The 17,754-nt window shown below is 69.4% G+C and carries 21 protein-coding genes; 10 read left to right on the top strand and 11 right to left on the bottom strand.

What is annotated here, in order from left to right; all coding sequences use genetic code 11:
- Positions 1 to 228: 228 nt before the first annotated feature.
- Complete coding sequence (locus AB0C28_RS30305; protein WP_358079285.1) at positions 229 to 708, top strand: hypothetical protein; 480 nt, start codon at positions 229 to 231, stop codon at positions 706 to 708.
- A 112-nt stretch (positions 709 to 820) separates the two neighbouring features.
- On the opposite strand, the gene AB0C28_RS30300 is transcribed toward AB0C28_RS30305, so the two are convergent.
- Positions 821 to 1,531 carry an SDR family oxidoreductase gene (locus tag AB0C28_RS30300; protein WP_357861555.1) on the bottom strand — a complete coding sequence of 237 codons (711 nt, stop codon included), beginning with the start codon at positions 1,529 to 1,531 and terminating at the stop codon, positions 821 to 823.
- A gap of 121 nt (positions 1,532 to 1,652) precedes the next feature.
- Between AB0C28_RS30300 and AB0C28_RS30295 the strand changes: the two genes are divergently transcribed.
- The 4 genes from AB0C28_RS30295 to AB0C28_RS30280 all read left to right on the top strand — a co-directional run bounded on the left by AB0C28_RS30295 (position 1,653) and on the right by AB0C28_RS30280 (position 5,465).
- Positions 1,653 to 2,204, top strand: a complete 552-nt coding sequence (locus tag AB0C28_RS30295) for a GtrA family protein (protein WP_357861557.1) — start codon at positions 1,653 to 1,655, stop codon at positions 2,202 to 2,204.
- Between the two features lie 508 nt (positions 2,205 to 2,712).
- Positions 2,713 to 3,210 (top strand): phosphotransferase, encoded by a 498-nt coding sequence (locus AB0C28_RS30290; protein WP_358079282.1) that lies wholly within the window; start codon positions 2,713 to 2,715, stop codon positions 3,208 to 3,210.
- Between the two features lie 305 nt (positions 3,211 to 3,515).
- Positions 3,516 to 4,781 (top strand): S1 family peptidase, encoded by a 1,266-nt coding sequence (locus AB0C28_RS30285; RefSeq protein WP_357861563.1) that lies wholly within the window; start codon positions 3,516 to 3,518, stop codon positions 4,779 to 4,781.
- Positions 4,782 to 4,811: 30 nt separating this feature from the next.
- Positions 4,812 to 5,465, top strand: coding sequence for a LysE family translocator (locus tag AB0C28_RS30280; RefSeq protein WP_358079280.1), 654 nt, complete (start codon positions 4,812 to 4,814; stop codon positions 5,463 to 5,465).
- Between the two features lie 293 nt (positions 5,466 to 5,758).
- Here the strand turns inward: AB0C28_RS30280 and AB0C28_RS30275 are convergent, their stop codons facing one another.
- From AB0C28_RS30275 to AB0C28_RS30235, 9 genes are all read right to left on the bottom strand, one after another.
- Entirely contained in the window at positions 5,759 to 5,956 is a 198-nt protein-coding gene (locus AB0C28_RS30275) for a hypothetical protein (RefSeq protein WP_357861567.1), read from the bottom strand.
- Between the two features lie 116 nt (positions 5,957 to 6,072).
- On the bottom strand, positions 6,073 to 6,264 hold the full coding sequence (locus AB0C28_RS30270) for a hypothetical protein (protein WP_358079277.1): 192 nt from the start codon (positions 6,262 to 6,264) through the stop codon (positions 6,073 to 6,075).
- A 345-nt stretch (positions 6,265 to 6,609) separates the two neighbouring features.
- Positions 6,610 to 7,665: a hypothetical protein gene (locus tag AB0C28_RS30265; RefSeq protein ID WP_358079274.1), complete on the bottom strand. Its 1,056-nt coding sequence runs from the start codon at positions 7,663 to 7,665 to the stop codon at positions 6,610 to 6,612.
- 9 nt (positions 7,666 to 7,674) lie between these two features.
- The gene (locus AB0C28_RS30260; protein WP_358079271.1) at positions 7,675 to 7,872 is read right to left on the bottom strand and encodes a nitroreductase/quinone reductase family protein; all 198 of its coding nucleotides are present in this window, start codon (positions 7,870 to 7,872) and stop codon (positions 7,675 to 7,677) included.
- Positions 7,872 to 8,882 (bottom strand): alpha/beta fold hydrolase, encoded by a 1,011-nt coding sequence (locus tag AB0C28_RS30255; protein WP_358079268.1) that lies wholly within the window; start codon positions 8,880 to 8,882, stop codon positions 7,872 to 7,874. The genes AB0C28_RS30260 and AB0C28_RS30255 overlap by 1 nt, the downstream gene beginning before the upstream one ends.
- A 93-nt stretch (positions 8,883 to 8,975) precedes the next feature.
- Positions 8,976 to 9,506: a PadR family transcriptional regulator gene (locus AB0C28_RS30250; protein WP_357861577.1), complete on the bottom strand. Its 531-nt coding sequence runs from the start codon at positions 9,504 to 9,506 to the stop codon at positions 8,976 to 8,978.
- A gap of 161 nt (positions 9,507 to 9,667) precedes the next feature.
- A complete protein-coding gene (locus AB0C28_RS30245) occupies positions 9,668 to 10,567 on the bottom strand; it encodes a cation diffusion facilitator family transporter (protein ID WP_357861579.1) in 900 nt (299 codons plus the stop codon).
- Positions 10,567 to 10,980, bottom strand: a complete 414-nt coding sequence (locus AB0C28_RS30240) for a metalloregulator ArsR/SmtB family transcription factor (protein ID WP_357861581.1) — start codon at positions 10,978 to 10,980, stop codon at positions 10,567 to 10,569. The genes AB0C28_RS30245 and AB0C28_RS30240 overlap by 1 nt, the downstream gene beginning before the upstream one ends.
- Before the next feature lie 33 nt (positions 10,981 to 11,013).
- Complete coding sequence (locus tag AB0C28_RS30235) at positions 11,014 to 12,300, bottom strand: aminotransferase class V-fold PLP-dependent enzyme (protein WP_358079265.1); 1,287 nt, start codon at positions 12,298 to 12,300, stop codon at positions 11,014 to 11,016.
- Between the two features lie 222 nt (positions 12,301 to 12,522).
- Between AB0C28_RS30235 and AB0C28_RS30230 the strand changes: the two genes are divergently transcribed.
- The 4 genes from AB0C28_RS30230 (at position 12,523) to AB0C28_RS30215 (ending at position 15,883) form a co-directional block, all read left to right on the top strand.
- On the top strand, positions 12,523 to 12,921 hold the full coding sequence (locus tag AB0C28_RS30230; RefSeq protein ID WP_357861585.1) for a hypothetical protein: 399 nt from the start codon (positions 12,523 to 12,525) through the stop codon (positions 12,919 to 12,921).
- 78 nt (positions 12,922 to 12,999) lie between these two features.
- Positions 13,000 to 14,091, top strand: coding sequence for a PLP-dependent cysteine synthase family protein (locus tag AB0C28_RS30225; protein WP_357861587.1), 1,092 nt, complete (start codon positions 13,000 to 13,002; stop codon positions 14,089 to 14,091).
- Positions 14,088 to 15,344 carry an MFS transporter gene (locus tag AB0C28_RS30220; protein WP_358079262.1) on the top strand — a complete coding sequence of 419 codons (1,257 nt, stop codon included), beginning with the start codon at positions 14,088 to 14,090 and terminating at the stop codon, positions 15,342 to 15,344. Before AB0C28_RS30225 ends, AB0C28_RS30220 begins: the two co-directional genes overlap by 4 nt.
- A 134-nt stretch (positions 15,345 to 15,478) precedes the next feature.
- Entirely contained in the window at positions 15,479 to 15,883 is a 405-nt protein-coding gene (locus AB0C28_RS30215; RefSeq protein ID WP_358079260.1) for a hypothetical protein, read from the top strand.
- 73 nt (positions 15,884 to 15,956) lie between these two features.
- Here the strand turns inward: AB0C28_RS30215 and AB0C28_RS30210 are convergent, their stop codons facing one another.
- Complete coding sequence (locus tag AB0C28_RS30210; protein WP_358079257.1) at positions 15,957 to 16,196, bottom strand: hypothetical protein; 240 nt, start codon at positions 16,194 to 16,196, stop codon at positions 15,957 to 15,959.
- Between the two features lie 286 nt (positions 16,197 to 16,482).
- Here AB0C28_RS30210 and AB0C28_RS30205 point away from each other — a divergent pair, with 286 nt between their 5' ends.
- Positions 16,483 to 17,745, top strand: coding sequence for an MFS transporter (locus AB0C28_RS30205; RefSeq protein WP_357861595.1), 1,263 nt, complete (start codon positions 16,483 to 16,485; stop codon positions 17,743 to 17,745).
- Positions 17,746 to 17,754: the final 9 nt, after the last annotated feature.

The following is a 17,754-nucleotide window of genomic DNA, read 5'->3' as shown; positions in this document are numbered from 1 at the left end:
CGCCCACCACCCTCGATCCGGCGCTTACCGGACAGGAGGCTCTGCGGCATGATCGTTCGCAGAGCCGGTGCCGAGTGTGGAGCTGTTCAGCCCATGACAAGCGTTTATGACAGCGAACGGCTGGCGGCGAGCGCTGGCTGACGCAAGGGGCTAATGAGGATCAAATGGATGATCGTGACTCAGAACCTTTACCGGTGCCTTGGCGTCAAAGCAGGCATGATGAAGACGATGATCGGGGCATCGCTCCTCGCCGGCTCGCTGCTGGTCTCCGGAGCCGGTACGGCGGTCGCCCAGGCGAAGCCGACGCTGGGGCCGTACGGTTACGGGGCCGTCAAACTCGGGATGACCGTCAAGCAGGCAAGGGCCACCGGGGACGTGGTCCAGAAGGCACCGGGCGGCGGGGGCTGCTCCGGCTGGGACCTGAAGAAGCATGCGACGCCGAAGAACTCGGTGGGCGTCTACATCTCGCCGCGCGTGGGCGTGGCCGCCATCTATGCCGCGAAGGGGATGAAGACCCCGCAGGGCATCACGATCGGCTCCACGACCAAGCAGTTGAAGGCCGCGTACCCGCGCATCAAGAAGGACTTCCACGGCTTCTACGTGATCACGGTCCCCGGCAACAAGAAGGCGTACTACAACTTCACCGTCACGCGCGGCAAGGTCAGCGAGTACGGCATGGCGCTGCACGCGCAGGACTGCTTCAACTGACCGGAGACCGATGACGTGGGCCGGCTCACCCGCACCGGCGGCGGAACGTGGCTGCCGCCGGTGCGGGTGAGCCCAAGCGGCGTTCGCGAGAGCGGAGCCGCAGGTGGAACGGTCAGGCGGTGGAGAGGGCGGCGGCGGCCTTGCTGTACATGACGTCGGAGTCCTCCGCAAGCCAGGCCTTCACCTGACGGCTCCACTCGTCGGCCAGGATCTCGGTCCGGTGCTCCTCGACGCCGTCGAGGGCGGCCTTGACGATCACTTCAGGGGCGGTCTTGTCGCCGGTGTACCAGGCCATCATGTCGGTGTCGGCGGCGCCCAGGTGCAGGGCGGTCACCAGGGTGCGCTGACCGGCCAGTTCCAGGCGGGCGTTGTTGGTGAGCGCCCACTCGGCGGCCTTGGCGGCGTGGTAGGCGCCCCCGCCGTCGACGGCGAGCCACGAGACCGCGGACAGCACGTTGATGATCGCGCCGTCGGCCAGCTGGGGCGCGAAGGCGCGGATCACGTTGAGGGTGCCGTAGAAGTGGGTGTCCATCTCGCGGCGGACCAGGTCCAGGTCCCCGGTGACCAGGTTCGCCCCGGTGGAGATGCCGGCGTTGTTGATGACGATCTTGACGTCCTGCGTCGCTGCCGCCGCCTCGGCGATGGAGTCAGGGTCGGTGATGTCGAGTCGCAACGGCACGGCTCCCGGCACGTCGACGAGCTCGGGGCGGCGCGCGCTCGCGTACACCTTGCCGGCGCCGCGCTCAAGAAGGGAAAGAACGAACTGCCGGCCCAAGCCACGATTGGCTCCGGTGACCAGCACATGTGCTCCGTTGATCTGCATGCTCGCCACCGTAGAACCTGACATTGACGTCAGAGGCAAGCGATGTGACGCAAGTCATGCTCAAGGGTCTTACACTGACCGTGGCGGTCGGCGGAGTGTTCGAGCGGTGGGAAGATCGAGGGTGCTCCGAATAGCAAAGGCGCTCCTCGCCAGATCACCGCAACCGCTGCGCGCATTCGTACTGAAGCACCGCGAACTGCTCAAGTTCGCCGTGGTGGGCGGAACCACCTTCTTAGTGGACAACGCGGTGTTCTACGGGCTCAAGCTGACCTTCCTGGAGCCGAAGCCGGTGACCGCGAAGATCATCGCGGTGCTCGTGGCGACGATCGTGTCCTACGTCCTCAACCGCGAATGGTCGTTCCGGACCAGGGGCGGCCGCGAGCGCCGACACGAGGCGGCGCTGTTCTTCCTGGTCAGCGCCATCGGCCTGGTGCTCAGCTCCGCGCCACTCTGGATCTCCCGGTACGTCTTCGGCCTGGACACCCCGGCGGTGAGCCTGCTCACCCAGGAGATCGCCGACTTCATGAGCGCCCAGGTCATCGGCACCCTGATCGCCATGGTCTTCCGCTTCTGGGCGCTGCGCAGATGGGTCTTCCCCGACGAACAGGCCCGTCCCCGGCCCGGCCACCTACGCGTGGCACCCGAGCCCGATCCCACCCACGAGGCCGCCTGACGGCCTGAACGCCGCCGCAGGGGCCCATCGATCTTGGGCGAGCGACTCCGGTGGAAGCCGTGCTGGCCATCCTCGACCAGGAGGGCTCCGTGCTGTGCGACCTGGCCGGCGGCACACCGGCGCTGCCGCGGATGCGGTTCGACGCCAGGTGGCCGCCGATGGACAGCGAGCTGACCGATCGCGTTCGCCACGGTGCCCCTGGAGCCGTTGGACTTCACGACGGCGGTGCTGCCGGCGGCGGGCGGGGCACGGCCGGTCTGCGCCGAGGGGTTCGCCTGGCTCGGGCACGATGCGGTGAGCGGGCAGAGCCCGTTCCTCGACCGCCGGGCGGCGCGATCCCGGCCGCCCGTCTCCGGCTGGTTCACGGCAGGCTGGTTCGAGCAGGCCGAGTCCTACATCGACAAAGAGATCAGGGCCGGTCTCGTACGTCTCGGTCCGAGCCGTCAGGTCAAGCACTGGAGCATGTCCGCCGCGGCGGCGGCGCGCGTGCCTGACCCGGCTGGTCACGGTGCAGAAGGCGACCATCGACCGCGTCGACGAGCTGATCGCCGTGGGGTGCGTCCCGCTCACTCCGGTCGCGGTGGCGGACGGCGTACGGTCGATCCTGGCCAGCGACGACATCTGGCGGGCGCCCGCACTGCCGAAGAACCTGAATCGGGCGCTGAGCGGCGAGGAAGCCGACCGGCTGCAGGCCCTGGCCCCCTACCTGGTCGAGTGCGCCGAACGCCTGGACGAGGCGGCCGTTCCGGCGACGATCGTGCACCGCGACTTCCACCCGGGCAACGTGGTCGTACGCGACGACGGGATCCTGCTGCGTGACTGGAGCTTCGCCACCGTCCCTCAGGAACGGATGCGGAACGCGTGGCGCGTGGCCAAGCCGCTCGCCGCGGTGGTGGAGCTGATGAAGCTGATCGAGCTGGCCGACCTCGTCGGACCGGATCACGACTTCAACTGGCTGCCGATGACGTACGGCTGGGCCTTCGAGGAGGCTGAGTGCCGAAATTAGCGTAGCGACCTGGGGCTTCTTCGCCTGTAGCGGTCCGTGATGAGGCGTCCAGGGCGATCGTGCAATCTGACGATCAGCTGGGTTGCCGGCGCATCTGGCCGCTGATCGCCGTTACCCCCCGACTCCTTCAGCATCACTGCAAAGACAGGCGCCCCCGGCAAAGGGGCTCCGCCCGAAGTCATCTCTCGATGCCGGATAGACCGGGCGTATTCCCGACGTATTCCACGCTGCTGCCGACGCGTGGAACGATCATTAATCCAGCCCGCCGATGATCACCATGACAGGCGGACGAGGAAGGGACGAAGATGGGGATCAGCAAGCGGGTGCCGGGAGTGCTGGCCGTACTCCTCTTATCCATGGGCGGACTACTGGCGCCGGTCCCGGTGCAGGCGGCGTCCGTCGCCGTGGTCGACGACGACCCCGGGGACCCCGACCCCGAGGCCGGTGGGACCGAGGACGGTCTCGCCGTGGACGCCGAGTCCTACGCCAAGGAGTTCGGGGTCACGACAGAGCAGGCGCGTGCCAGGCTCACGGCGCAGAACGACTTCGGCGCCCTGGTGGAGGAGATCGAAGCGGCCCATCCCGACACGTTCGCCGGATCGACGGTCGAACACGAGGGCGACTTCGGCCTGCGCGTCCGTTTCACCGGTGACACGGTCCCCGAGCAGGCCGCGCAGATCGTGAAGGGCGTGCCGGGGGTCACCCTCCAAGCGGGTGCGCGATACAGCCTCGCCCAAGCCGAGAAGATCATCGACTCGACGGGGAACACCCTCGACACGCACGGCGCGGTCGACGGCGTCTTCTACGACTCGACCAACGAGCGATTCGTGCTGGACATGGTCGGCGCGGCCACCGGCGACCGCTCGCGGGAGGAGGTGATCACCTCGCTGCGGGCGACGCTGCCCGCCTCCCTGCCCGCGGAGATCCGCTCCGCCGAGATCAGGCTCACGCCGCAGTCCGCCGAGGACGGCCAGCGGGGCGGACTGCGGATGGACACGTGCACCAGCGGATTCTCCGTCAGGAACGGCGCAGGTGAGAAAGGCATCCTCACCGCCGGGCACTGCGGCAACACGCAGCGGTACCGCCTCTACGGTTCCAGCACCTGGGTGACGACCTCCTTCCGGAGGCAGGAACGCAACGCCACCAGCGACGTACAGTGGCACACCCGTCCCAACATGGTCGCCTACGCGAGGTTCCATGCCGCCAGCACCGAGGCGACGCGGCCGGTCACCGGGCGCGTGGTGCGGAGCGGCCAGAACGGCGACTACGTCTGTCACCGGGGGAAGTCCACCGGCTACAGCTGTGGCCGGGTCAGCACCATCTCCTACCGCCCGACCTGGCGCAACGCCTGCGACGGCCCCACCTGCGCGGCCACCTGGATCCGGGTGTCCGGTGCCAACCTGAAGTGCTACCCGGGTGACAGCGGGGGCCCCTGGTTCAACGCCAACAGGGCCTACGGCATCTACAAGGGCCAGTCGTCCACCGGAACGTCGACCGCCGGCTGCAACTGGGCCGTCTACATGGCGATCAACTACATCTCCAGCATCGACGTCTCTCTGCTGTACGCGTGACACCGCCGGCCCCCGGGTAGGCTGCCTGCCGTGGCAGTTACCACCTCCATATGGCAATTCGCGCTCATTGTCGGCCTTCTCACCCTCACCCCGGGGCTGGACACCGCCCTGATCCTCCGGACCGCGGCCCTCGGACGCCACCGCAGTGCGTGGGGCGTGGTCCTGGGGATCCAGACCGGCACCCTGATGTGGGGTGCGCTCACCTCGCTCGGCGTGACGGCCCTGCTCACCGCCTCGCACATCGCGTACGAGGCGCTGCGCTGGGCCGGCGCGGCGTACCTGGTCTGGATGGGCGCCCGGATGCTGGCCGGCACCTTCCGCAGAAAGGCGGCGGACGGAGAGCCGACGACCCTTGCGGACGGGCACCCGGTCACCTCGGGAAGAGACACGATGTTCCGCGGCTTCCGGCAGGGCCTGACGACGAACCTGCTCAATCCGAAGGTGGGCGTCTTCTACGTCGCCGTGCTGCCGCAGTTCATCCCGGCACAGACCAGCCACCTGGCGATGGGGATCCTGCTCGCCTCGGTGCACGTCGCGCTCGGGCTGCTCTGGTCGACGGCTCTGGTCGCCTTCGCCCGCGGACTGCGCGGATGGCTCCGTACGGAACGGGCCAGGCGGCTGCTGGACCGGGTCGCCGGGACCGTGATCGCCGCCTTCGGAATCCGGCTCGCGCTCGGCGACTAAGGCCCGGGCGCTGGCTACGCGGCCATCCCCATCTTCGTGAAGAATCCCGCGCTTCCAGTGGCCATCGCCAACCGTGGGTGGTCAGGCCGGGGTCGGTGGCCGCGTGCAGCAGCCGCCGGCCCCAGCGGCCTTCGAGGAGGCTGAGTGCCGAAATGCCCCGGCACTCGGGCCTGGCTTCCTTCCGTGGCCACGCCGGTTCCCGCGGTGGACGTGGCTCGGCCTCAGGGTTCGCGCGTGCAGAGGTAGGCGTCCAGGCCGGCGGCACCCTTGAGCATGCCGCGGGCCCCATCGGCTCAGGTGAACTCGTTATCTACCTCCCGGCTGATGTGGATAGCCCGGATTCCGCCTGATCGGGCGTAGACACGCAGCGATAGGTAGGCGCTCCTCATGCGCTTGGTGCTGGTAAGGGTGATGGTTCCGAAGTTGGTGCCGTCGGTGCCGCAGCCGTTGCTGTCCGACTTCCAAGCGCTGTGCCCGGTGGTTCCGTCCATGTGAACCCAGAGGACCTGCTTGCGCGTGGCCGGCGGGGGGAGATGTGCGAGGTATCGCCTCGTGGCGGATCACGACGAAGAGCAGCGATGGATGGTGCGGGGGCCCTGCGTGAGCGTCAGGTCTGGAAGGTGAACGTCCCGCGCAGGACGGTGTCTCGCCCGCTCCAGTAGCTCTCGTGGACGGCCCGGGAGGTGACGTTGTCGAAGGCGGGGAGCACCGCGCAGGTGGCGCCGGGGTGTCGGATGTTGTCGTCTCTGATGACGATGGGCTTTCCGATCGCACCCGGGCGGGTCAGGGTCACCTCCAACCCGCTGTCCCTGTGGTGTCATCGGCCCGGACACACAACTCGTTGGCGGGGTCGGCGTAGCGGACGATCCCGTCTCCGACATCTCGTTGAAAACTCGCCGCCAAGGCCGGTTGCGCGAGAATGACGCTCGCCACCGCGACAGCGACGCCGACGGTGACCGTTTTGAGCGGGTCATCGTTCTTCCTTCTCTCGGACGAAGATCAGCCCGCCGGAGCGTCTGGGGCCAGGGGATGGAATACGGCCTCCACGAGGCTTCTGACATGAGTGATCCCGGCGCCCCGGGGTTCGCCGGAGTGGAGCAAGGCCCAAGATCCTCGATCGGCGAGCCGCACGCGCGCTCGGACCTCAGTACCCGCTGAGCGCGTCGACGCGGTCCATGAGGTCGGAGTACTCGTTGTCCGCGTCGTCGATGATCTCCTGAGGTGTACGCGCTCCGCGCCGTCCGAGGTGCTCCTCGGCAATGCGGGCGATCGCGGGCCGTGGGTCGGCGTCCCAGTAGGAGGGGCCGAACGTGATGGCCTCGTAGGGTCCGATGCCACCCGCGAGCAGGTGGAGCAGGTCACACAGGTCCGCCGCGACCGGCCCCATGGCGCCCTCGCCGTCGAGGAAGACGACGGGCTGCTCCTCGATCGGACGTCCCTGGCGGACCAGCCAGAAGGCCACGAGACCGCCGCCGCCGTTGTGGCCGAACACGTGGAACTCTCGTTCGGCCGCGGGGTTGCCGGTCCAGGCGTGCGGCCCGCCGAAGGTGAATCGGTCGGACACCTCGAAGTCGATCTCACCGAACCCATGCGCGCCCTGGTGGTCGCGCAGCGCCCGCAGGGCCGCGGCGAAGGGTTCGCCGGCACCGGGCTCCGGCCAGGACGGGTACTCCCGTGCCGGCGCGGCGGCCAGGACCGTTTCCGCCGACTTCAGCAGTTCGGGGTCGTCCTCGTCCCGCTCGTTGAGTGTGAGGAGAAACCAGATGAAGCGGCCGTCCTCGTGGTAGCGCGCCTCCAGGGTGCTGCGCTCGTCGCGGCGCAGGACGTGGACGATGTTCCCGTACTCCTGAACGCTGCTCTCCAGTGCCCGCGTGCGCGCTTCGGGCTCGGGCAGCGCCGTGCTGAGGCCGTCCCCCATCGGCAAGCGGTACTGCTCCCTGACCCACACCTTGGTGAGATAGCCGAGCAGCGGACCGCGCCCCCGTACCCGGATCGAGGGATAGCAGCCGGGCACGCGCGGTCGCCTGGTAGGTGAGCTCGAACCCGTGCGCGTCCGAGCCGGTCGGGACGATGGCCCCCGGTCGGTGAACGCGGGAAGGGGCTTCAGGGGGTAGGTCCGGTGCAGTTCGATCAGGCCCGGGTCGTCGATACGGCGGCCGAGCAAGCCGTCGACCAGTTCGAATGGAGGCGATTCGATCATGCCGGAACCCTATTGAAGGTAGCGGTCGCCGTCGCGGCCGTAGATGAGGGCGGTGCGCCGGGGTAGTCCTGAGCGGCGGCCGATCGTCGTGATCAGCAGCGTAGGGGCGCCGTGGAAGAGGTGACCGCGAGTGCCGCCGGACTCGGCGTAGCTCTTGACGTGCCTGGCCACCCACCCGGTCGGGCTGTCGATCGGCTCTTGGCTCATCACGCCGCTCCGCCCACGCACCGGTCAGCCCACTCGCGTGCCTGGACGAACCAGCGGGGCGCGGTGCGGTGGCCATTGAGTACGTGCCCGGTGCCGGGGACCACGACGGTCTCCAGCTTGGCGCGAGGACTGTAGAAGGGCGCCTCCTGGGCGTGCAGCGCGGCGGAGGAGCGGGCTCCAGCCAGCAGCTTGTCGTGCTCACCGATGACGATCAGTACGGGGTTCTGGATGTTCTTGTTGATCGAGGGCGGGGTGTAAGAGTCGCCGGGAGGGAAGACGTCCGTCGTCTTGGTGGCCTCGTCGGCGGCGATGACCTTGGAGTCGGAGTTGGGCCCGTGGTAGAACCAGGTGGCCCGCAGGCCGGGCCGGGTGGTGAGGTAGCCGTCGTCGAGCCCGCGCCCGGCGAAGCGGGGATCGTCGGCGGCGCGGTAGATTCCCGCGCCCATCTGCTCGAAAGCGGCCTCGTTCGGCACGCTCGACTCGCCGGTCAGGATGACGCCGTCCACCTCCGCTGGATGTGCGGCGGCCACAGTGCGGGCGAGGGTCGAGCCCAGCGAGTGGCCGACCAGAACGACCTTGGCGAACCGGCCCCCGCCTAGACGGCCCTCGCGCAACTGCCGGATGAGCCGGCGGATGACGATCTGGTGGGTGTCCTGCCTGAACTGGGTGCTCGGCGGGTAGGAGCTCGCCCCGGTACCGAGACGGTCAATGGCCAGCGTGGCGTACCCGGCGGCGGTCATCGTCTCCACGTAGGAGGGGCGCTGCCGGTCGCCGCGCATCCGCCAGTAGGCCTGGCCATAGAAGCCGCCGGGGATGAGCAGCTGAACGGTGGCGGCATGGCCGCGCGGCAGGCACAAAGTGCCGGCGATGCGCTGGTCGGCGGAGCCGCTGGAGGTCATCGCCACCTTGGCGCTGACTGTCCGGCAGGCGGGGGCGGCGTTCGCCGCTACCGGGATCGAGGTTACGGGGACCGAGACGAGCGCCAGAAGTACCGCTGTCGTGATGCGCATAAGACTCCTTCGATACCCAAATTTGGGTAACCAAATTTGGGTATCGAACTATGACTCATCCACCGTCGTACCGTCAAACCGGTCTCCGGCCGATCAGACCGGCTCCTCGCCGCGTTCCAACCGCCCGATCAAGTCACGGATCCATGCCGCTTCGCCCGCCGCCTGCGCCGCGCGCAGGGCGAACAACTCTGTCACCTTCCTTGAGCGCTTTCCCTCCTGGGCCGTGACCATGATCTGCGCCCGCTCGCCCTCCAAAGCGCGCACCCGCTCCTTGAGCAGCGCGATCACTTCCTCCTCGGGCAGCGCGGGTAGCAGCACAAGGGCTGCGTTGAACAGCTCCGGACGCCGATCGGGAACCCTTAAGGCGCTTCTGAGCAGCCCGAGGAACTCCGCCTCGCCCTTGTCGTTGATGGCGTAATCGACGCGCCCCGGCCATTCGTGCACCTCGCTGGTGTCCAGAAGACCTTCCTTGGCCAGCTGACGCAGCGCGTGGTAGATCGAGCCCGACCTGAGCCCTGCCCATTGCCCGGCCTCCCACGACTCCAGTTCGGAGCCCACCAGATAGCCGTGTGCCTGACCGTGCAGCCGCACCACGCCAAGGACCAGCAGTCGCGTCGCCGACATCGTCTCCCTCACTCGCCGGGGCCCGGCACCCGTCAAAGCCCTGCCGAACAGGCTATCTGTCGTGCCCGTGGAGGCGAGAAGGCGACGGGCGAGGCAGCTGGCAGGCGCCCCCGCGGCCCGCCAGGCGGGAACGACCGAAGCGATCGCGGCGGGCCGGCGGGTCACCAGTTCAGTTCGTCGCAGCCGTGGTGGTCGGCGGGCTCGACCTGCAGCGTGGCGTGGGCGACGCCGTGGCGGCGGCGCAGCAGGTCGCGGGCCTGGTCCAGCACGGCGTGGTGATCGCCGGCGTCGGCGGTGACCAGGTGGGCGGTGGCCACGTTCATGCCGGAGGTGAGCGTCCACAGGTGCAGGTCGTGCACGTCGCGTACGCCCTCGATGGCGGCCAGGTCGGCGGCGACCGCGGCCGCGTCGACGTTCTCGGGCACGTGCTGGCCGAGCACGGCGAACACCTGGCGGCCGAGCGAGATCGCCCGTACGGCGACGAACGCGCCGATGGCCAGGGCGATCACGGTGTCCCAGAACGCCTGCCCGGTCGCCGCGACCAGCCAGCCGGCCGCGATCACCCCCACGGAACCCGCGGTGTCGGCCACCACCTCCAGGTAGGCGCCCTTGACGTTGAGGCTCTCCCCGGCCCCCGCGCGCAGCAGGAGCAGCGCGATCACGTTGACGATCAGACCGAGGGCGCCGACGATCAGCATCGGCCCGGACGACACTTCGGCGGGGCCGCCGATGCGGCCGATGGCCTCGGCCACGACATAGAGCGCGACGCCCAGCATCAGCACGACGGCCAGCAGCGAGGCGAACACCTCGGCCCGGTAGGACCCGTAGCTGCGGCGGCCGGTGGTGTCGGGGCGGGTGGCGATCTTGGTGGCGACCAGCGCGGCGCCGAGGGTGACCACGTCGGCGGCCATGTGCCCGGCATCCGACAGCAGCGCCAGCGAGCCCGACAGCAGGCCGAAGACCAGCTCGACCACGAAGAAGCCGCCGATCAGGGCGAAGGAGACCGCCAGCCGCCACCGATGCCTGCCGGCCGCGTGGCCGTGCCCGTGCCCGGCGCCCATCAGGTGGCCCCCTCGCGTTCGGGGTGGATGGCCTCGGTGTGCTCGGTGTGGGCGAGCGCGAGGTCGAGCAGCATCCGTACGTGCGGATCCTCCAGCCGGTAGTACGCCATCCGGCCGCTGCGGCGGGCGGCCACGATGCGGTGCGCGCGCAGCAGCCGAAGGGCGTGGGAGACGGCCGACTCGCTCTGCCCGGTCACCGCCGCCAGGTCGCACACGCACAACTCGCCGTCCAGCAGCGCCACCAGCAGCCGCAGCCGGTTGGGGTCGGACAGCAGACCGAAGACGTCGGCGGTGTCGGTGAGGTCCGCCGCGGAGGGCATCCGTTCCGAGACGGCGATGACCCGGTCGGCGTCCACCACCCGGACGGTGCAGCCGTCCACCGTCAACAACCTCTCATCTGAAGAACTGTTCATATGAGCAAGATAGTGGGATATCCGATCCACGTGTCAAGAGCGCCGTGAGATGTCCCGCAGAGCCGCCGTGAGGCGGTCGACGTCGGCCGCGGAGGTGAACAGGGCCGGGGTGACGCGGACGGCATCGCCGCCGATCATGCCCTTGCGGGCGACGGTGAAGATGCGGTGACGGGTCATGAGCTCGTCGGCGAGGGCGAGGTTGCCGGCTTCGGTGGTCCGGCCGTGCATGCGGAAGGCGGTGATGGCGCCGTACATGCCGTGCTCGTCCGGGGTGAGGATGTCGAAGCCGCCGAGCTCGCGCAGGCGGTGGACCCAGCGGTCGCGCAGGAACCGCAGGCGGGCCTGCTTGTTCTGGGCGCCCAGGGCGTCGTGGAAGTCGAGGGCGGCGTCCACGGTGAGGAAGGGGGCGACGTTCATGGTGCCGGGGTGCACGCGGGAACGGATGTCGGTGGCCGGGTAGGTCTCGTCGGCGTAGGCGAGGTCGATGTCGGCCAGGCGGGGCTCGCGGATGTAGAGGAACCCGGCTCCGAGCGGCACGCCCATCCACTTGTGCAGGGAGAACACCGCGAAGTCCGCGTCGAGGTCGGCGAGGGTGAAGTCGAGCTGGCCCCAGGAGTGCGCGGCGTCCACGATCACGTCGACGCCGCGGCGCCGGGCCATGGCGACGATCTCGCGGACGGGGACGACGAGGCCGGTGCGGTTGTTCATGTGGCTGAGCAGGAGCAGCTTCACCGTGGGGTGGTCGCGCAGGGCGCGTTCGTAGGTGTCCAGCACGGCCTGGCGGGTCGCGGGCTCGGGGATGACGATGGAGACGACGTGCACGCCGCGGCGGGATGTGAGCCAGTTCATGGCGTACTGGCCGCTGTGGTAGTCGAGGTCGGCATACATGACGCCGTCTCCGGGGCGCAGGCGGTTGTAGCCGGAGATCAGGCACTGCAGGGCCTCGGTGCCGCCGCGGGTCAGCGCGATCTCGTTCCGGCCGGCGTCGAGCAGGGCGGCGAGCCGGTCGCGGATCGTGTCGGCCCGCGGCTTGTACGACGTGCGCAGCAGGTGGGAGCTGCGCTCGTTGAGGTGGTCCACATTGCGGTGGTATGCCTGGCGGACCGGCTCGGGCATGATCCCGTAGTAGCCGTTCTCCAGGTTGACGAAGTCCGGGCTCACCTGGAACCGGCCGGCGACCGTGGCCCAGAAGCGCTCGTCCTGAGCCAGTTCCCCGGGAGTCACTACGGCGGGCACGGTCGGCGCCGCGGCGGCCGCAGCGCGGGGAAGGGCCGTCAGGGCGCCGAGCCCGGCGATGACCGATCGTCTGGACAGGATCATGAGAACTCCGGAATGGGCAGGCGACCGGGGTGGAAATCGGCGAGCGACACCTTTGAATGGAAAGGGCGCCGGCGATGGCTCATCATTCACATGTCGCCGGACGGGCGCACAAGCCATGCTCGCGACCGACGCCGCTAATAGACCGAATACAGGAACGAGCTTTGCTGGAACCTTTGCCGTCACCGGGCGCGTCCTGCCGCGCCGGGGGCATTATCACCGGTGATGCTCACGACCCGAAAGATCCGTTCCAGCCGTCCGGCCGATATCGGCGCCGGCCGGCTGCTGGCGCATCTGGTGTTCGTGATCGTCATGGTGGTCGGCGTGGTGTTCGCCCATGGCGGCGCGTGCGCGGCGGTGGAGCTGGCGGAGTCCGCCGGCCACAGCGTGCGGGCCGGAGAGCCGGCGGGCGAGGCCCACGGCGCCGCCTGCATGCACCGTAACCTGCCACCGGGCCACCAGCACGGGACCGAACAGGGCTGCTCGGCGATCGGCCCCGCCGCCGCACCCGGCCCCTTGGCCGTGCAGGAGGCCACGGCTCCGCCGCCCCGGCCTCGCGCAGGGCTGCCGCCCATGGCGAGGGATGCTTATGCTCTGGGAAATCTCTGTGTGATGCGCATATAGGCCGGACGACCGCTTTTTCGTCGTCCATCACCGGCCTCACCCCGCACGAATCGCGGGTATCACTCGGGGATCTTTTCCATGTCACAACAGGTTGTTTTCGCGCGCCCGCACGAGGTTTCCTCGCTCGGATATCCCGTGCTTTCCCTCACCGTCGGAAATACGCCACTGGTTCAGCTTCCGGTGGCTTCCGAATCGGGGATCGGCGGTTTCTGGGCGAAACTCGAGGGCTTCAATCCCGGCGGCATCAAGGACCGGCCCGCCCTGCACATGGTGCGTCAGGCCAGGGCCCGCGGCGAGTTGCGGCCCGGCGCCACCATCGTCGAATCGACCAGCGGAACGCTGGGGCTCGGCCTGGCCCTGGCCGGGATCGTCTTCGGCCATCCGGTCGTGCTCGTGAGCGATCCCGGCATGGAGCCGCTGATGGGCCGGCTGCTCACCTCGTACGGCGCCCGCGTGGAGACCGTCACCGAACCGCACCCGGCCGGCGGCTGGCAGCAGGCCCGCCGCGAACGCGTCCAGCACCTGCTGGCCGGCATCCCCGGCTCCTACTGCCCCGACCAGTACAACAACCCCGACAACGCCGGCGCCTACGCGGGGCTCGCGCACGAGCTGATGGGCCGGCTCCCCCACATCGACACGCTGGTGTGCTCGGTCGGCACCGGAGGGCACAGCGCCGGCCTCCACGCCGAGCTGCGCCGGCACTTCCCCGGCCTGCGGCTGGTCGGCGTCGACACCGTCGGCTCCACCATCTTCGGCCAGCCCGCGCGGACGCGCCTGATGCGCGGCCTCGGCTCCAGCATCCATCCGCGCAACGTCGACTACGCCGCCTTCAGCGAGGTGCACTGGGTCAGCCCCGCCGAGGCGGTCTGGGCCTGCCGCATGCTGGCCGAACGGCACTACGTCTCGGGCGGCTGGAGCACCGGCGCGGTCACCCTGGTGGCCCGCTGGCTCGCCCGCGCCGCTCCCGGCGAGACCATCGTCGCGATCTTCCCCGACGGGCCGTGGCGGTACTGGAACACCATCTTCGACGACGACTACTGTCGCGCTCACGGCCTGCTGGGCACCGTACCGGCGCGGGAACCGGACGTGCTGGCGGCGCCGCACGAACGCGAAGTGCACCGCTGGACCCGCTGCGCCACCGTGACCGACCCACTGGCGGGCACCCGATGAGGGGCACGCTGCGCGAGTTCCGCTCCTTCGACCGGCCCATCCAGCTCCTGCAGGTCAACCAGGCGGGCATCAACCTCGGCTTCTACATGCTCATGCCCTACCTGGCCCAGCACCTGTCGTCCGGCGCCGGGCTGGCGGCCTGGACCATCGGGCTGGTGCTGGGCCTGCGGAACCTGAGCCAGCAGGGCATGTTCCTGATCGGCGGCACGATGGCCGACCGGATCGGCTACAAACCGATGATCATGGCCGGGTGCGCGCTGCGGACGGCCGGGTTCGCCCTGTTCGGGCTGACCACCTCGCTGCCGCTGCTGATCGTGGCCGCCGCCGTGACCGGGTTCGCCGGGGCGCTGTTCAACCCGGCCGCCCGCGCGTACCTGGCCGTCGCGGCGGGCGAGCGGAAGGTGGCGGCGTTCTCCGTCTTCAACGTCTTCTACCAGGGCGGCATCCTGCTCGGCCCGGTCATCGGCATCGTCCTGCTCAATGCCGGGTTCGCCGCCGTGTGCCTGTCGGCTGCGGCGATCTTCGCGATTCTGACGGTGCTGCAGGGCCTGTATCTGCCGCCGCGCCGGGTTCCCGCCGGCGACAGGCCGCCGGTGCTGCGCGAGTGGCGGCAGGCGTTCGGGGATCGGGCGTTCGTCTCCTTCGCGGCGGCGATGATCGCCTCGTACGCGCTGTCGTACCAGCTGTATCTGACCCTGCCGCTGGAGGTGCAGCGCTCCGGCGGCGGCCAGGCGGGAGTGACGGCGCTGTACGTGATCTCGGCGCTGCTCGGCATCGCCGGGCAGGTGCGGCTGACCGCCTGGTGCTCGAAGCGGTGGAGCCGCGGCCAGGCGATCAGTCGCGGGCTGGCGTTCATGGGGGCCGCGTTCCTGCCCCTGGCCGCCGTGGCCGCTCTGCGACTGCCGGACGGGTGGACGATGCCGGCCGTGGTGCTGTGCACGGTGCTGCTCACCGCCGGCACGCTGGCCGCGTTCCCGTTCGAGATGGCCACCATCGCCGACATGGCCGGAGATCGGCTGATCGGCACCTACTACGGCCTGTACAACCTGCTGTCCGGCGTCGGGATCCTGCTGGGCAACCTGCTGTCGGGCGCCATGCTCGACGCGGCCCGCGCCTCCGGCTGGACCGCTCTGCCCTGGCTGCTGCTGACCGCCGCCGGGCTGATCAGCGCGGGCGCGGTCCTGCGGCTGGACCGGCGCCGGCGGCTCTCCCCCGCGAGCCGAGATGCCGTTGCCGACGATACGAGGGCGTAACTCAATAATGATCCGGAATTGATTTCCGCGCACTATGATGAGTGGCGTAATTCGTGAGTTGTCTTTAGCATCGGCGTTCCCGGCCGACGAGCCGAGTGCTTTCCCGTGCACAACTCGCGAAAAGGGATCACCCGATGCCGGAAACCCAGCCCGACCTGAACCGCTTCTTCGACGTGTTCACCCAGGCCGGCGACGGCATCGACACGGAAACCCTGACCGGCTGCTTCGCCGAGTCGTTTCTGGCCGGTGACGCCTCAGGCGCCAGGCCCGTTTCCCGTCAGACCTTTCTCCAGGCGCTGCCCCGGCGGGCGAAGATGTTCGCCGAGGCGGGCGTCGGCCCGGCGGTGCCCGACTCGCTGACCCCGGAGCGGCTCGACGACCATTACGTGCTCGTACGCACCACGTGGACGGCGCCCCGCGCCGGCGGCGGCGCCCCCGTCCGGCTGGTCTCCTCCTACCTGCTGCACCGCGACGAACTCGGCGCGTATCGCATGGTGGCCTATCTCAACCACGAGGGCCTGCCCCTGTCGCGCACCTGACAGCTCAGCCGTCCAGGAGAGACATCGGAATTCTGTCGCGCGTCTCCAGCGAAAAGACTTCGGGTAATCGACGTCACATGAGTAGTGCGTACTTTGCCACCGAAAGATGTTCCGAAACTGCTTGAAGAATCACGTCCGTCAAGCCTCGGCTGCTGTCCCTCGCCGCCGCCGCGTCCTGCAATTCGCGCTCGACCACGCCCTGCCCAGACTGGCGGTCATCGTCACCGCCCTTGGCAGCACCCACTCGGACACCGCGTCCGACCACGGACAAGGTGCTGGGGCTTCCGCGGGTAAGAGCGACGATCACGGTCACGGCCCGCCTGGTCTGACACAGCCGCTCCGGCCGCGCGGGCGGGACCAGCCGGTTCCCTCCCGCGCGGCGCCAGGTCAGGCCCCTTCCACCCCTGGGTGTGCCGCTGAGCGGACATCCGTCCGCCCCAGTGCCCTTTGTGCCCCTCACAAGCCCCAACACCCCCTTGACAGGTGCCTCACCACGCATCATTCTGAGGCCAACCCAATGCCGACCGCTCTACGGACGATTGTCCGATAGAGCTGAGCCGGACAAGGGTTCACCCCCTGCGCCACAGAGGAGCCACTTGATGAGCAGCGCCACCGAGGGCGGGAGCGCCCCTACGAGCTCCGACTCCGACCAACTGACGAAGGCCTCCATCGCGATCGGCTTCGCGGTCCTGTGCGCCTCGTACATGCTCAACGCGATGGACCGGCAGATCTTCTACCCCCTCCTGCCCGAGATCCGGAACGAGCTCGGCTTCTCCCTCGAACAGGGCGGGCTGCTGGCCACCGGCTTCACCCTCGGCCTCGCCCTCGCCGGGCCGCCGGCCGGCTACCTGGCCGACCGGCTCTCCCGCAAGACCATCGTCGTGGTCAGCGTGCTCATCTACTCGCTCGGCACCCTCGCCATCCCACTAGCCGTGGGATTCGTCGACATGAGCATCTACCGGCTGGTCTCCGGCGTCGGCGAGGGCATCCAAGCCACCGCCCTGTACGCCGTGATCGGCGCGTTCTTCTTCCACCGCCGCGCGCTGGCCGCCGGCGTCGTCGGCGTGGCCTTCGGCCTCGGCGTCTTCCTCGGCCCGCTCTTCGGCAACGGGCTGGCCGACAGCTGGGGGACCTGGCGGGCGCCGTTCTTCCTGTTCGCCGCCGCCGGCCTGCTCATGAGCCTGCTCATCGCGGCGACGGTCTCACGCCGGATGACCGAGGCGGTCACCGGCACCGCCGCGGAGACGACCGGGGAGTCGTACGAGCACGTGCCGGCCTCCCCGTACAACCGCAACACGCTCGGCATCGGCATCGCCTGCGCCGTCTCCGGCCTGGTCTTCTACGGCTACCTCGGCCTCTACCCGACGTTCCTGCGCGAGGCGCTCGGCTTCGCGCCCGACCAGGCCGCGTTCGCCGTGTCCATGGGCGGCCTCGGCGCCATGATGGCCCTGCCGGCCGGCTGGCTCGGCGACCGGTTCAACCAGGCCCGCCTGCTGATGTTCGCCATGGTCGCCACCGGCGTCACCGCGTACCTGATGTACCAGATCGCCACCTCGGCACCCACCCAGTACCTGCTGTCGTTCCTGATGGGCACGTTCGCCAGCGGTTTCCTGTTCACCAACTGCAGCACGGCCATGCAGCGGGCCGTCCGTCCGCACCACGTCGGGCGCGGCGCCGGGCTGTTCATCCTCACGTACTACGTCGCCGCCGCCTTCTCCGGGCTGCTGTTCGCCCGCCTGGTGGGCTCGCTCGGCTGGGACGGCGCCGGCCTCTGGCAGCTCACCCTGCTCCCGATCGTCGGGGTCGCCGGCCTTTTCCTGGTCGACGCGTCCAGGATGGTGCTCCCGAGAACGGGCAAGTAGCTCTTACCT

The organism is Nonomuraea sp. NPDC048892, from assembly GCF_040649735.1.
Lineage (GTDB): Bacteria > Actinomycetota > Actinomycetes > Streptosporangiales > Streptosporangiaceae > Nonomuraea > Nonomuraea maheshkhaliensis.
The sequence above is the reverse complement of the archived record's forward strand: the minus strand, read 5'-3'. Positions and strand labels throughout refer to the sequence as shown.

Excerpts from the sequence above, each read along its gene's own strand:
- AB0C28_RS30225 (WP_357861587.1), top strand. The coding sequence starts at position 13,000 with ATGTCACAACAGGTTGTTTTCGCGCGCCCGCACGAGGTTTCCTCGCTC.
- AB0C28_RS30275 (WP_357861567.1), bottom strand. The coding sequence starts at position 5,956 with ATGGACGGAACCACCGGGCACAGCGCTTGGAAGTCGGACAGCAACGGC.
- AB0C28_RS30250 (WP_357861577.1), bottom strand. The coding sequence starts at position 9,506 with ATGTCGGCGACGCGACTGCTGGTCCTTGGCGTGGTGCGGCTGCACGGT.
- AB0C28_RS30255 (WP_358079268.1), bottom strand. The coding sequence starts at position 8,882 with ATGCGCATCACGACAGCGGTACTTCTGGCGCTCGTCTCGGTCCCCGTA.
- AB0C28_RS30240 (WP_357861581.1), bottom strand. The coding sequence starts at position 10,980 with ATGAACAGTTCTTCAGATGAGAGGTTGTTGACGGTGGACGGCTGCACC.
- AB0C28_RS30305 (WP_358079285.1), top strand. The coding sequence starts at position 229 with ATGATCGGGGCATCGCTCCTCGCCGGCTCGCTGCTGGTCTCCGGAGCC.
- AB0C28_RS30230 (WP_357861585.1), top strand. The coding sequence starts at position 12,523 with ATGCTCACGACCCGAAAGATCCGTTCCAGCCGTCCGGCCGATATCGGC.
- AB0C28_RS30245 (WP_357861579.1), bottom strand. The coding sequence starts at position 10,567 with ATGGGCGCCGGGCACGGGCACGGCCACGCGGCCGGCAGGCATCGGTGG.
- AB0C28_RS30300 (WP_357861555.1), bottom strand. The coding sequence starts at position 1,531 with ATGCAGATCAACGGAGCACATGTGCTGGTCACCGGAGCCAATCGTGGC.
- AB0C28_RS30285 (WP_357861563.1), top strand. The coding sequence starts at position 3,516 with ATGGGGATCAGCAAGCGGGTGCCGGGAGTGCTGGCCGTACTCCTCTTA.
- AB0C28_RS30235 (WP_358079265.1), bottom strand. The coding sequence starts at position 12,300 with ATGATCCTGTCCAGACGATCGGTCATCGCCGGGCTCGGCGCCCTGACG.
- AB0C28_RS30265 (WP_358079274.1), bottom strand. The coding sequence starts at position 7,665 with ATGATCGAATCGCCTCCATTCGAACTGGTCGACGGCTTGCTCGGCCGC.
- AB0C28_RS30215 (WP_358079260.1), top strand. The coding sequence starts at position 15,479 with ATGCCGGAAACCCAGCCCGACCTGAACCGCTTCTTCGACGTGTTCACC.
- AB0C28_RS30260 (WP_358079271.1), bottom strand. The coding sequence starts at position 7,872 with ATGAGCCAAGAGCCGATCGACAGCCCGACCGGGTGGGTGGCCAGGCAC.
- AB0C28_RS30205 (WP_357861595.1), top strand. The coding sequence starts at position 16,483 with ATGAGCAGCGCCACCGAGGGCGGGAGCGCCCCTACGAGCTCCGACTCC.
- AB0C28_RS30220 (WP_358079262.1), top strand. The coding sequence starts at position 14,088 with ATGAGGGGCACGCTGCGCGAGTTCCGCTCCTTCGACCGGCCCATCCAG.